This window comes from Vibrio sp. E150_011 (assembly GCF_053544015.1).
Map to the genome: position 1 here is coordinate 141,591 of NZ_JBHFOL010000005.1, position 13,108 is coordinate 154,698.

At 44.3% G+C, this 13,108-nt stretch carries 10 protein-coding genes; 7 read left to right on the forward strand and 3 right to left on the reverse strand.

The annotated features are described in order from the left end of the window. Positions 1-37: 37 nt before the first annotated feature. Entirely contained in the window at positions 38-1,885 is a 1,848-nt protein-coding gene (locus ACE1OE_RS10500) for a sigma-54-dependent Fis family transcriptional regulator (RefSeq protein WP_449210984.1), read from the reverse strand. A gap of 316 nt (positions 1,886-2,201) precedes the next feature. Between ACE1OE_RS10500 and ACE1OE_RS10505 the strand changes: the two genes are divergently transcribed. From ACE1OE_RS10505 to ACE1OE_RS10530, 6 genes are all read left to right on the forward strand, one after another. Beyond that, the gene (locus tag ACE1OE_RS10505; RefSeq protein WP_449210985.1) at positions 2,202-3,293 is read left to right on the forward strand and encodes an ABC transporter ATP-binding protein; all 1,092 of its coding nucleotides are present in this window, start codon (positions 2,202-2,204) and stop codon (positions 3,291-3,293) included. Positions 3,294-3,295: 2 nt separating this feature from the next. Then, positions 3,296-4,399, forward strand: a complete 1,104-nt coding sequence (locus ACE1OE_RS10510) for an ABC transporter ATP-binding protein (protein WP_449210986.1) — start codon at positions 3,296-3,298, stop codon at positions 4,397-4,399. Continuing rightward, a complete protein-coding gene (locus tag ACE1OE_RS10515; protein ID WP_372059996.1) occupies positions 4,396-5,259 on the forward strand; it encodes a carbohydrate ABC transporter permease in 864 nt (287 codons plus the stop codon). Before ACE1OE_RS10510 ends, ACE1OE_RS10515 begins: the two co-directional genes overlap by 4 nt. Positions 5,260-5,270: 11 nt before the next feature. Continuing rightward, positions 5,271-6,089: a carbohydrate ABC transporter permease gene (locus tag ACE1OE_RS10520; RefSeq protein WP_449210987.1), complete on the forward strand. Its 819-nt coding sequence runs from the start codon at positions 5,271-5,273 to the stop codon at positions 6,087-6,089. A 13-nt stretch (positions 6,090-6,102) separates the two neighbouring features. Beyond that, on the forward strand, positions 6,103-6,375 hold the full coding sequence (locus ACE1OE_RS10525) for a DUF2160 domain-containing protein (protein WP_449211101.1): 273 nt from the start codon (positions 6,103-6,105) through the stop codon (positions 6,373-6,375). A gap of 291 nt (positions 6,376-6,666) precedes the next feature. Beyond that, positions 6,667-8,385, forward strand: a complete 1,719-nt coding sequence (locus ACE1OE_RS10530) for an ABC transporter substrate-binding protein (protein WP_449210988.1) — start codon at positions 6,667-6,669, stop codon at positions 8,383-8,385. Between the two features lie 129 nt (positions 8,386-8,514). Here ACE1OE_RS10530 and ACE1OE_RS10535 read toward each other — a convergent pair whose 3' ends face one another. After that, positions 8,515-9,885 carry an L-serine ammonia-lyase gene (locus ACE1OE_RS10535; RefSeq protein ID WP_449210989.1) on the reverse strand — a complete coding sequence of 457 codons (1,371 nt, stop codon included), beginning with the start codon at positions 9,883-9,885 and terminating at the stop codon, positions 8,515-8,517. 14 nt (positions 9,886-9,899) lie between these two features. Next, positions 9,900-11,441 (reverse strand): sodium:solute symporter family transporter, encoded by a 1,542-nt coding sequence (locus ACE1OE_RS10540; protein WP_449210990.1) that lies wholly within the window; start codon positions 11,439-11,441, stop codon positions 9,900-9,902. Positions 11,442-11,777: 336 nt separating this feature from the next. Here ACE1OE_RS10540 and ACE1OE_RS10545 point away from each other — a divergent pair, with 336 nt between their 5' ends. Beyond that, entirely contained in the window at positions 11,778-13,082 is a 1,305-nt protein-coding gene (locus ACE1OE_RS10545) for an MFS transporter (protein ID WP_449210991.1), read from the forward strand. The last annotated feature ends 26 nt before the right edge of the window (positions 13,083-13,108 follow it).

Sequence of the window (13,108 nt, forward strand, 5' to 3'; positions counted from 1 at the left end):
CAATCTAATCGGTCCCCAGAATGCAACTGGGGACCCGTTAACGAATGCCTTGTTCACGTAACCTTTTGTATAAAGTATTTCGGCTGACGTTTAGGATCTTTGCAGTAGCGGAAACGTTGCGCCCGTGAGTCTCATACACGGATAACCAATCATCAGGAGGGTTGTCTAGTGCTTGTGGAATAATGGGTTCAGAAGAAGAATGAACGGTTGGTTCTAAATCATTCAAAAAGTCGTCGGGAAGGTGTTCTATGGTAATGGTCTCAGTATCAGACATCGCCACTGCAATCTGAATGACACTCACCATCTGTCGTAAATTGCCCGGCCAAGGGTGTGATTTAAATAATGACAGCACATCAAAGCTAAGCGTGGGTAACGACTCAGACTGCGAATACTTACGTAGCAGGTATGAGATTAACGCTTCTTTGTCGGTACGCTCTCTCAAGGCGGGGAGTGTGATGTTTAGTCCAGTCACTCGATAATACAAATCTTGTCGAAAAGTGCCTTGGTCAACATCGATTTTAAGATTTCGGTTCGTCGCTGAAACCAGCTTAAAATCAACAGGATAAGACGATGTTGAACCCAGTGGCGTCACTTGCCTTTCTTGTAGTACCCGTAATAGCCGAGCTTGTACATTCATTGGCATATCACCTAGCTCATCAAGAAATAAGGTACCTTGGTCGGCTTTTCTTATCAGGCCGATGTAACCTTGTGTACGAGCGCCAGTAAACGCCCCTTTTTCATAGCCAAACAGCTCCGATTCAACAAGCTCTGACGGAATAGCAGCGCAGTTTACGGCAATCAAAGGTGCGTTCTTTCGCGCACTGGATTGATGAAGAGCATTCACAAAGACTTCTTTCCCAACCCCTGTTTCCCCATGAATCAAAATCGGTATTTCGGTATGTAGAATTCGACTGGCTTGGTTAATCGCCTTTGCTAAGCGAGGATCACCCATATTGATTCCTGCGAGATCAAGAGGCGCATCGTTAACCTTGGAGGGCACGTTTTCAGGCGCAGCGAGTCGGTAATCAAGTTGTCGAGCCTTTTGCTTAGCTGGCGGAAGAATAATGGCGAACACTCGGGATTGATTAAGGGATGACACTGGAAATGGCGTAAAAGCAGGGTGTGACATCACATGATTTAGTTTCGCATCGAAAATTTGCTCAAAACGTTGCAGTGCAAGATTTTTCCCCAATACAACTTCTGCTCTTCGATTCGCCGACACGATAATACCCGCTTCATTGAATACTAAGAGTGAAGACCACTGACTATCGATATTGTCGGGCGATGAATTAAACCAAAACAGGTAGTGGTCATCTTGAAAACGGCTGGTGATGAGCTGATTTTCAATTGCTTGAGACATGAGTTTGACCATACCTAACGTATGCGCTGTAGGCATATAGGCGTCACTTGAAATCGACAACACGCCAGTAAGTCTTCGGTCGGCATCAAACAACGGCGCGGCAGATCCTGCCATAAATCGATTACATGACAGAAAGTGCTCGTCTCTAAAAATCTGCACAACGGAGCCGGTTTGTAGCGCCGTTCCTATCGCATTGGTGCCAATTAAACTCTCTTTCCAGTGCACGCCATTTTTGAAAACATGGGGTTGCTGACGGCTAAAAAAGTGCTGCTCTCCCCAGCTGTTGAGGACTTGGCCTTGAGGGTTCGCTAATGAGATCAAACAGTTACTATTGGCGAGCAGGCTATCATAAAACGGAAGTACTTTTTGTTGGGTCGTATGGATTAAACTCTCGCTTTCTTCTGCGATGTGAGTGAAGGATTGCCCGGTCGACATTTCGATAATAGGCGTGCTGGAATGGGAGAGTCCCGCTTCTCGGCAGCGTTGCCACGATTTATCGATGATAATCTTGTGAGTGTTATCCATATCGTTACCCGAATTCATTTATAGAGTGAACACACTAAAGGTTCGTTTGCGAACAATAGTGTTCACTAATTGCGCAATTAACATATCATTCTGCTGAACACTGTGAACACAAATTGTTAACAAGTGTTACCTGGATCAACAAAACAAAATAGCGACTAAAATCAAGACATGACAATGGGTTAGTGTTTTTTTGTTATTTCTTCAATGAGTTATATTTATAAATGTAATTATTTTGTTAACTTGATGGTAGGTTGGCACAACTCTCGCAATAGTGAGCAATATCGAAAGTTATTGTTTGGGAATGTAGGAGTTACTAGTGTCGCTAACACTTGAGCAGGTAAGCAAAATAGTTGATGGAGAAGCCCATATCTCCGATATCAACCTCACGTTTGAACCCGGATCGTTTAATGTGCTGCTGGGGCGCACGTTGGCAGGAAAAACGTCGTTAATGCGTCTTATCGCAGGCTTAGATCAGCCGACATCTGGGAAAATTGAAGTGAACGGCGTAGATGTCACTGGGGTGTCAGTGCGCGACAGAAATATCTCAATGGTCTACCAACAATTCATTAATTACCCTAACTTAACGGTGTTCGAAAACATTGCTTCACCGCTACGGTTGGCTGGAATGCCAAAGAAAGAGATTCAAGAGCGCGTGCATGCGACCGCCGAGATGCTGCGCATCACAGAGCACCTAAACAAGCACCCCTTGGCGCTATCTGGTGGTCAACAGCAACGCACGGCCATGGCGCGTGCGTTAGTCAAAGACGCAGAAATCATTTTGTTTGATGAGCCTCTTGTTAACTTGGACTACAAGTTACGCGAAGAGCTACGTCAGGAAATGAGAGAGTTGTTCAAGACGCGTCACACCATCGCGATATATGCCACAACAGAGCCTAATGAAGCCCTTGCTTTAGGAGGAACGACAACGATATTGCATGAAGGAAATGTCGTGCAAACCGGCATTACGCCTCAGGTTTACCATCAGCCAGACAACATTGTATCGGCAACGCTGTTTAGTGAGCCACCTATCAACTTATTGTGTGGCGATGTGACGGATAGTGAGGTCACGTTTGACCAGAGTGCGCACTTTTCGCTTAACCAATCGCTTAGTCACCTGCCAAAAGACCGATACAACTTTGGTATCAGGCCAAGTCATCTCAGCTTATTGCCAAAAAATGATGACGACGTAGAGCTAACTGTGCAAGTCGAAGTTGCTGAGATCAGTGGCTCTGAAACGTTTCTTCATGTACGCAACGCGCATTTTGATTTGGTGCTTCACTTGGCTGGTGTGCATAGCTATGACGTTGACGAAACAATCAAGATTTATATTCCTATCCACAAGTTTTACGTGTTTGGCATGGATGAAAAACTCATTCATGCCCCAATTCATGATGTGCGAGGTCGATAATCATGGTGCAAATCACGCTCAATTCACTCGCGCATACGTACGACAAATCTCCGGATGCGTCTTCGATTTATGCGATTCAAGAAATGAACCACGTATGGAAGAAAGGCGGGGCATACGCATTACTTGGTCCATCGGGATGCGGGAAATCAACGCTTTTAAACATTATTTCAGGCTTGATGAGCCCATCTCAAGGAGAGGTACTGTTTGACGATTTAAAAGTTAACGACCTGCGTCCACAAGATAGAAATATTGCGCAGGTGTTTCAGTTCCCGGTCATCTACGACACCATGACGGTCTATGAAAATCTAGCCTTTCCACTCAAAAATATGAAGGTACACAAGGCGAAAATTCACTCTAAGGTGACAGAAATTGCCGAGATCTTAGAGCTGACCAACGTGTTGTCAAAAAAGGCGCAACATTTAACGGCGGACGAAAAGCAAAAAGTCTCGATGGGAAGAGGGCTTGTCCGTGATGACGTGTCTGCGATTTTGTTTGATGAGCCACTCACGGTCATTGATCCGCAATTGAAATGGAAACTGCGCCGCAAGCTCAAGCAGATTCACCAACAGTTCAACATCACCATGGTCTACGTAACACATGATCAGCTGGAGGCGTCGACATTTGCCGACGAAATCGCCGTGATGTATGACGGAAAAATCGTGCAGTTTGGGACACCAAGGGCGTTGTTTGAACGCCCGAACCATACGTTTGTTGGCTACTTTATTGGCAGTCCTGGTATGAACTTAATGGCGGTGGCGCCCACCGAACATGGCGTGTCATTTGACAATATAGAGATACCGCTATCGCAAGCATTTCAAGAGGTCATTGCCGCAACCGCGAGCGATAACATCAAAATCGGAATTCGACCTGAGTTTGTGCACGTGTGGGAAAACGAAACGCCTAGCGCGCTGGTGTCTCGCGTTGAGCATGTTGAAGACTTAGGTACGTACAAAATCCTCACGCTCAAGCTGGGCAACCAGACAATCAAAGCTCGCCTACAAGAAGACCAACTGGTCCCTAAAGAGATTGCCTACATTAGTTTTCCTGAGCAATGGACCATGTTGTATGTGGACGAATATCTGGTGAATGTAGGAGAGAACCAATGAATAAAGTAACGAATAACAAGGCTTGGTTTCTTGTACTGCCGGTATTCGTATTGGTAGCCTTTAGCGCCATTGTCCCTTTAATGACCGTGGTGAACTACTCACTACAAGATATCTTTGACGCGAACAATGCGTATTTTGTTGGAACAGAATGGTACCGAGAAATGCTCAATGATGAACGCTTGCATGGGGCGTTGCTTAGGCAGTTCGGGTTTACGTTTACGGTGTTGTTTATTGAGGTGCCACTCGGAATCATTGTGGCGTTGACGATGCCAACAAAGGGTAAATGGTCGGCATTTTGTTTAATCATTCTTGCGGTGCCGTTGTTAATTCCTCTCAACGTGGTCGGAACCATTTGGCAAATATTTGGCCGGGCAGACATTGGTCTTTTAGGTTGGTCCCTTAACAACCTAGGCATTGACTACAACTACGCGGGGAATCCTATCGACGCATGGTTGACGGTTATCTTAATGGACGTTTGGCACTGGACTTCGTTGATTGCATTGTTGTGTTACTCAGGGCTAAGAGCGATTCCAGATGCTTACTATCAAGCGGCCAATATCGACAGAGCGTCAACCTGGTCAATCATACGTTATATCCAGCTGCCTAAACTGAAAAGTGTATTGCTAATCGGTGTTCTCATTCGCTTTATGGACAGCTTTATGATCTATACCGAACCCTTTGTCCTCACGGGTGGGGGACCCGGTAATTCGACAACATTCTTAAGCCAAACATTAACACAAATGGCGATTGGTCAATTTGATATTGGTCCAGCCGCTGCTTTCTCTATCATCTACTTCTTAATTATATTGCTAGTCAGTTGGTTGTTTTATACCGCAATGACGCACGGTGAAAACAAATAAGGGAATATACAGTGACTAAATCTAAATACACGAGATATACGCAAATAGTAGGACTGGCATTTTATATAGTGTGCCTGATGCTGCCAATTTATTGGTTGCTTAATATGTCATTTAAAGAAAACCAAGAAATATTGGGGAGCTTAAGCTTTTGGCCAGAAGTGTGGACGTTTAAAAACTACCAAACGATATTCTCTGATCCAACTTGGTATATGGGTTATGTGAATTCCGTTATCTATGTGGTGATGAATATGTGCATCACATTGCTCGTCGCCTTGCCAGCTGCGTATGCGTTTTCACGGTATAAGTTTGTGGGCGATAAGCACTTATTCTTTTGGCTTTTAACCAACAGAATGGCTCCGCCAGCTGTATTCTTATTGCCCTTTTTTCAGTTGTATTCATCGGTAGGGCTGTTTGATACCCATATTGCGGTGGCGTTGGCGCATTGTCTTTTTAACGTGCCGCTTGCGGTATGGATACTAGAGGGCTTTATGTCAGGTATCCCAAGAGAGATTGATGAAACGGCCTATATCGATGGTTACAGCTTTCCAAGGTTCTTTGCAAAAATATTCTTGCCTATGATTGGCTCGGGCATTGGTGTCACAGCATTCTTTTGCTTCATGTTTAGCTGGGTAGAGTTGTTGTTGGCTCGAACATTGACGTCGGTTGATGCAAAGCCAATCTCAGCGGTCATGACGAGAACCGTCAGTGCTTCGGGGATTGATTGGGGCGTGCTAGCCGCAGCAGGCGTATTAACTATTTTACCCGGAATACTCGTGATTTGGTTTGTACGAAATCATGTCGCGAAAGGGTTCGCATTGGGTCGAGTTTAACAGGAGAACGATGATGACTTGGATGGCATGGACAACACCATCAGCGCTGTTTTTTTTAGGTATTGCACTGATTTTATTTACTATGACAGTGTTAGAAATTAAATCGCCGTGTATAGAGAGAAAAGGCTTTTTGCCAATCAGTACCACGCGCGGTGACAGGCTTTTTATTGGGCTATTAAGCGCAGCATACATTCACTTAGGGTTTGTTGGGGCGACGGAGTTGTCTATTTGGGTGCCATTTTTACTATCCATAATTTGGTTAGCGGTGGTATTAAAATGGGGGTGAATAATAAACACTAATCAATTGAAAAGTTGAGTTAATAACAATATTAATCATGTGATTTATGAAATAACCATTATTTGGATATTTCAATGATAAGAGAATAAGAACCACTGATTAGAACGTATTTATTGTTGCCTACGCGTGATGAATAAACGAATAGCGTAACAGTAAAGAACGTAATAACCGACGTTGTAATGGCTGATATTGCAATACTTAGCATTGCAATTGTTAGCGCTATAAACACAGTCACGTAGTGACCAATAACGTAAACCGCATAAACGGAGTAAAATAATAATGAAAAAGGATATAAAAAAACCTTATCTCGCCACCTGTATTTCATTGTCACTAATGTTTGCAGCCGTGTCGCCTGATGCTTATGCAGATATGGCAGCAGCGAAAAAGTGGATGGATGAAGAGTTTACGCCATCCACACTGAGCGCCGACGAACAGACGCAAGAGATGCAATGGTTTGTCGACGCCGCGAAACCGTTCCAGGGTCTGGAAATTAACGTTGCTTCCGAAACACTCACTACCCATGAATACGAAGCGAAGGTGTTAGCAAAAGCCTTTTACGAAATTACAGGGATCAAGGTTAACCATGATCTGATCCAAGAGGGAGATGTGGTAGAGAAGCTGCAAACGCAGATGCAAACCGACCGCAACATCTATGACGCCTACGTCAATGATTCAGACTTGATCGGAACGCACATTCGATACGGAAAAGTTGTCCCAATCTCTGATTTTATTGCTGGCGACGGTAAGAGTGTGACGAACCCTTATCTAGATCTTCCTGATTTCATCGGTCTCGATTTTACAACGGGCCCTGATGGTAAAGTGTATCAATTGCCTGACCAACAATTTGCTAACCTTTACTGGTTCCGTGCCGATTGGTTTGAACGTGATGACCTTAAAGCAAAATTCAAAGACATGTACGGTTATGAGCTAGGAGTGCCGTTGAACTGGTCAGCCTACGAAGACATAGCAGAGTTTTTCAGCGACAAAGTAAAAATGATCGATGGTGAACGAATCTACGGTCATATGGATTACGGCAAAAAAGACCCGTCTCTCGGTTGGCGCTTTACTGATTCGTGGTTCTCGATGGCGGGCGCGGGTGATAAAGGGTTACCTAATGGCTTACCGGTAGATGAATGGGGTATCCGACTTGAGGGTTGTAGCCCTGTAGGCTCCGACGTAACAAGAGGTGGCGCGACGAATGGCCCTGCTGCGGTTTTTGCCACACAGAAATATGTTGATTGGTTGAAGAAGTACGCACCGCCAGAAGCACAAGGCATGACGTTTGGTGAAGCCGGACCGGTTCCCGCGCAAGGCTCGGTCGCACAGCAGATCTTTTGGTATACCGCGTTTACTGCTGACATGACCAAACCCGGACTCCCTGTCGTTAATGAAGACGGCACACCAAAGTGGCGCATGGCGCCATCTCCGAAAGGGCCATATTGGGAAGAGGGTATGAAGCTCGGTTACCAAGATACGGGTGCATGGACATTTTTGAACAGTACACCTCTTGATCGCCGTCAAGCGGCGTGGTTGTATGCTCAGTTTGTTGTCTCTAAATCGGTAAGTTTGAAGAAAACGTTGGTCGGGTTAACGCCGATTCGTGAATCTGATATCAATTCACAAGCGATGACGGATGTTGCGCCTAAACTCGGTGGGCTTGTTGAGTTCTACCGCAGTGATGCACGTAAGCAATGGACACCAACAGGCACCAATGTTCCCGATTATCCTAAGTTGGCACAGCTATGGTGGCAATATGTCTCTGAAGCAGCAAGTGGTGAGAAAACGCCGCAAGAAGCACTGGACGGGTTAGCCGCCGCGCAAGACAAAGTATTACAACGTTTAGAGCGTAGCGGTGTTCAGGGTGAGTGTGGGCCTAAGCTCAATGAGAAAAAAGATCGTGAGTACTGGTTGGCACAACCTGGTGCACCAAAAGCGAAATTGGCAAATGAAAAACCACAGGGTAAAACCATCGCATATAAAGACTTAATTGCTCAATAAGGGCACTGAGTTTTTATAATAAGAAAGGCGGCCATTGGCCGCCTTTCTTTGTGTTGTTAGCGAGAGATTGATAGGCAGGGGAGACGCCAATTCAACCCACCATTGATTTACTCGTCGATGTTACTGGCCTTACTCACAAGGTGGGGCAAGATGAATCAATGCCAAACCGCCTTGAGAGGTTTCTCGATATTTCTTATGCATATCTTTGCCAGTTTGATACATGGTTTCGATCACTTTATCGAGCGAGATAAGACATTTGCTAGTGCGCTTTAACGCCATGCGGGATGCGTTGATCGCCTTCATTGCGCCCATTGCATTTCGCTCGATGCACGGAACTTGAACCAAGCCACCGATCGGGTCGCAGGTCATACCGAGTGAGTGCTCCATCGCAATCTCAGCCGCAATACAGATTTGTTCATTACTACCGCCACGAAGCGCCGTTAAGCCCGCTGCGGCCATGGATGATGAAACACCGACTTCGCCTTGGCAACCCACCTCTGCACCAGAGATAGAAGCATTCGTCTTGTACAAAATACCGATAGCACCAGAGACGGCAAGAAAGTCTTTCAATTGTTTCGTGTCGAGCTCTTTAATAAAGCGATGGTAGTACATCAATACCGCTGGAATGACACCCGCGGCACCATTGGTTGGGGAGGTGACGACTTGTCCGCCAGCCGCGTTTTCTTCGCTTACCGCAAACGCAAACAGGTTAATCCAATCGAGGATTTCCATTGGATCATTTTCTATCGCGGCATTGGCTTCTAACTTTTTCAGTAGATTAGGCGCACGACGAGTGACATTAAGGCCGCCGTCTAAGATACCTTCGGTTTCAAAACCACGCTCCATGCAACGCATCATGACGCGCCAAATTTGTTCGGCTTTGGCATCAATGTCTTCCATACTCGTGAATGACACTTCATTGCGAAGAATGAATCCCCCTAGGCTCATGCCGCTTTTCTCTGCCTTCTCAAGCATTTCGTCTGCGCTAGAAAACGGAAATTCAACCTCTGTCGTTTTGGTTTTTTTTCCGAACTTCAGCTCATCTTCAGTTGCGATGAAGCCGCCACCAATGGAGTAATAGGTTTCAAAAGCAAGGCGGTTGCCGTCAGCATCAAAGGCCGAAATAGTCATGCCATTTTCATGCATTGGCAGGTTTTCTTCGTGGAAAAGGATGTCCTTTTTGAAATTAAACGCAATGTTCTTTTTCCCCGAAAGCGCCAATGTACCGTCTTTAATAGCGGCACGCATCGCTTCATTGGCACTGGTGATTTTAATCGTATCAGGTTGGTTACCCAGCAAACCAAGAATGGTAGCGCGATCGGTATGGTGGCCGATTCCCGTTAAAGACAAAGATCCATAGAGATCGACCTGGATGCGTTGAATGTGTTCTAAATTACTGTTCAGCAATTGTGTGAACTCAAAACCTGCAATCATAGGGCCGTTTGTGTGGGAGCTTGAGGGACCGACTCCAACTTTAAAAATCTCAAAAATCGATAACATATTTTATTAACCTTTTAGAGCAAGACTGAACCGAGCCAGTCTGGAATATAAAAACAGAGGACGATTGTGAAAGCAGCAAACAAGAAAAGTCCATAATGACTTGCTTGAGGTTTGGCAATTAATTGTTTCTGTCTTTTTATGAATTTTAGTTGTTCTGTACTATTTTTGCCCCAAAAAAAGCTCGTAATGATACCGGTTATCAAGAACGCAATAGTGCCTAGCAACGCGTACCACGGCCATGAAATCTCGAGTTCTTTGGCGGCGAAGACCATCGCAATGCTAGCAAGGCTGCCAACAATGACTCCTTTCTCATTAGCTTGTTTGAATCCAATGCCGAGAACAAAAGAGCCAAGTCGAATGCCAACAAAAATGGAAGTGAGACTTGCGATGGTTTTTAACACAGATTCATTAGATACAGCAAGCAAAGCTGGAACGACAACCAAAGCGGCAGCAAGCAAACTCAGCTTACGTGCTGTTGTATCATAATGTTCCTTAGAAGCGGTGGGTTTGATAAAACGCTTATAAAGGTCAAAGGTTGCGACAGTAGCCATAGAATTATAAGTTGAATCAAGCGTTGACATGGCTGCTGCTGCTAAGGCTGAAATAATCAAGCCTATGATGAGGGGATTGGTATGGTTAAAGACAAAATCTAAGATGACTTCATTTCGATTATCAAACACTTGTCCATCATAGTAAGCATTTAGCAACACGCCGAGTACGGCAAACAACAAATAGATAAAAAAAGCGCCATACCCGCAAAGTAGCATTGATTTTTGGGCCATTTTTACATTTTTTGTCGCAAGAGTTCTTTGTATGATCAATTGGTTAGTGCCATAAACACTAAGATGTAAGAACGCAACTGCGAATAACCCGGACCATAATGTTGTATCGACCGATAGGTCGGTACTTATATTGATAATGTTTAGCATCTCTGGTGTGGTATTTGATCCTGAATCAAGGTCAAAAATTAACTTAATTAGGATAGCGATCGTACCGATTACAAGCACCACTGACTGTAGCATATCAGTCCATATGACCGTTGATATGCCGCCAGCATAGGTATAAATTGCGGTGAAAATACTAATGTAGATAATGGCTTCGGTCGTTGATACGGGTAAGACTTGTTTGAGAATAAGCGCAACAGCATACAAAATAACACCAGCTGATATGCACTGTACGATAAGAAAAACAATAGAATTTATCGTTCTAGCGTAGATACCAAACCTCAATTCGAGGTACTCGTAAATCGACGTTAGGTTCAATTTGTAAAAGATAGGTACGAAAAAGACCACGGCAAAAAATATGACTAACGGATAATTAAGATGGATACTTAATGCTTCCATTCCCGAACCGTAGACCCATCCAGGCATACCGATAAAGGTCATCGCGCTAATGTAAGTCGCCAGAATAGACACACCTGCTGTTACCCAACCAAACTGCTTATCACCGGTGGAGAAATCGCCACCAGCATTCAATTTTCTATTGACTAAATAACTAATAAACAGAGTGCTTGTTATGTAAAGAGCAACCACAATCAGGCTTGAATACGTAACCATTTTACCGGGCTCCCGTTTTATTGATAATGATGAGCGATGAATAATAACCATATCGATGGTATTAAATATGGTTTTTGCAAGGTTTATGTGATTTCAATCAACTTAAAATTGAATTATGGCTAAAAAATCAAATGATGCATTGATAATGTGATCTCTGTCCACTTTGAGTTATAAATGGGTGCGTATTCATTTGTTTTTGATGTGGATCACGGATCTGTGACGACAATAGAAAGTAAGATCCTTTCCGAAATAACGAAGGCGGTTATCGCACTAAATCAATAGCTGCTGAAAAATACAAACCATAATTAATACAATTAAAATAGAGGTTTAACGGATATGTCCGCTAAAAAACACATGAGTGAAATACCAGTAATTCAAAGGGTGGCCGCTTACCTTGCGATCTTGGTAGGTTACTTTTTCTATTGTTATAACTTCGTAATAATTGACTACGTACGCCCTTACATTGTAGAGGCTTATGACGGTATTAGCCTGTCTGATACGGCTCAGTTCTATACATGGCAATCAGTAGGCGCATTGATTGGCGCACTAAGCTGTGCATGGTTTGCCACTAAACTGGGTAAAAAATCGACGTTGATCGCAATTACAGCACTTAATGGTGGCGCGACCATCATTAACATGATGTTCACGGATTACACAACCTGGGCAGCGATGCGTTTTATTATCGGTTTATCGCTAGGTGGCTATTTCACCGTCGCGGTAAGTTTAATGATTGGTCTATTTGAACCTTCGGTGCGTGGCAAATTAACGGCATTTGCATCGTCAATGTTTTCTGTTGCTTTGGTTGCAATGGGTGCTTATGCCGCCTTTATTACAAGTATAGATGCTCCTTGGGAAAGCCTAATGTGGGTCGGTGGTATTCCACCATTAGTCGCTGCTTTCGCCATGGTGTTTGTACTCCCGAGTGATAAAAAAGTGATTGCATACGGAGAGGAAGCACAACAAACGACAGTTAGCGAAAGTGGTGTTGAAGTTAAAGCGAAGCAAGGCTCATGGGGAGAAATGCTGAGTAAGCCCTACCGCACAATTACAATGACGTGTTTGTTGCTGTCTGGCTTGAATTTCTATGGATTTCAATTCTTCGGTGGCTTTGTAACCACTTACCTTCGTGATGTCCGTATGTTTGATGGCGGCACGATTGGCCTCATTTTCTCTATTTCGGCATTCGGTTCACTGTTTGGCGCATGGTTTTGGGGATGGGCATCAGATAAGTACGGTCGTAAAGTGAACGCATTTGGTTTTATTCTTGCGGGTATTATGGTCTCAGTTTTTTTCGTCGCACCCGGAGACATGGTTGTTGGCGGTTTAAATATGCTAGCGATCCTCGGTCTTATCTATAACTTTGGCCTATCTTCTTCCGCCGTTTGGGGTGGATATTTCTCTGAACTATTTCCTGCTCATTTACGCAGTTACGGCGCAGCACTATTTCACGGTGGTCGTATTATCGGTATGTGGGCACCTATGGTACTTATTTTTATTCAAGAGCGTACAGACTTGCAAACGGCGATGTGGGGTTCACCAATCGTGTGGATTATTGCGGGTCTTCTATGGCTAACACTCCCAGAGACATTAAAAGGCGGCGTTTTCTATAAAGAGAAAAAAGTAGAAAAAGTCCACGCCTAACGATAAGTGATTCTACAAATGGTGAG

What these genes read in the sequence shown, in the direction of transcription:
- ACE1OE_RS10500 (WP_449210984.1), bottom strand. Translation starts at nt 1,885, where the DNA reads ATGGATAACACTCACAAGATTATCATCGATAAATCGTGGCAACGCTGC.
- ACE1OE_RS10510 (WP_449210986.1), top strand. Translation starts at nt 3,296, where the DNA reads ATGGTGCAAATCACGCTCAATTCACTCGCGCATACGTACGACAAATCT.
- ACE1OE_RS10515 (WP_372059996.1), top strand. Translation starts at nt 4,396, where the DNA reads ATGAATAAAGTAACGAATAACAAGGCTTGGTTTCTTGTACTGCCGGTA.
- ACE1OE_RS10525 (WP_449211101.1), top strand. Translation starts at nt 6,103, where the DNA reads ATGACTTGGATGGCATGGACAACACCATCAGCGCTGTTTTTTTTAGGT.
- ACE1OE_RS10530 (WP_449210988.1), top strand. Translation starts at nt 6,667, where the DNA reads ATGAAAAAGGATATAAAAAAACCTTATCTCGCCACCTGTATTTCATTG.
- ACE1OE_RS10535 (WP_449210989.1), bottom strand. Translation starts at nt 9,885, where the DNA reads ATGTTATCGATTTTTGAGATTTTTAAAGTTGGAGTCGGTCCCTCAAGC.
- ACE1OE_RS10540 (WP_449210990.1), bottom strand. Translation starts at nt 11,441, where the DNA reads ATGGTTACGTATTCAAGCCTGATTGTGGTTGCTCTTTACATAACAAGC.
- ACE1OE_RS10545 (WP_449210991.1), top strand. Translation starts at nt 11,778, where the DNA reads ATGTCCGCTAAAAAACACATGAGTGAAATACCAGTAATTCAAAGGGTG.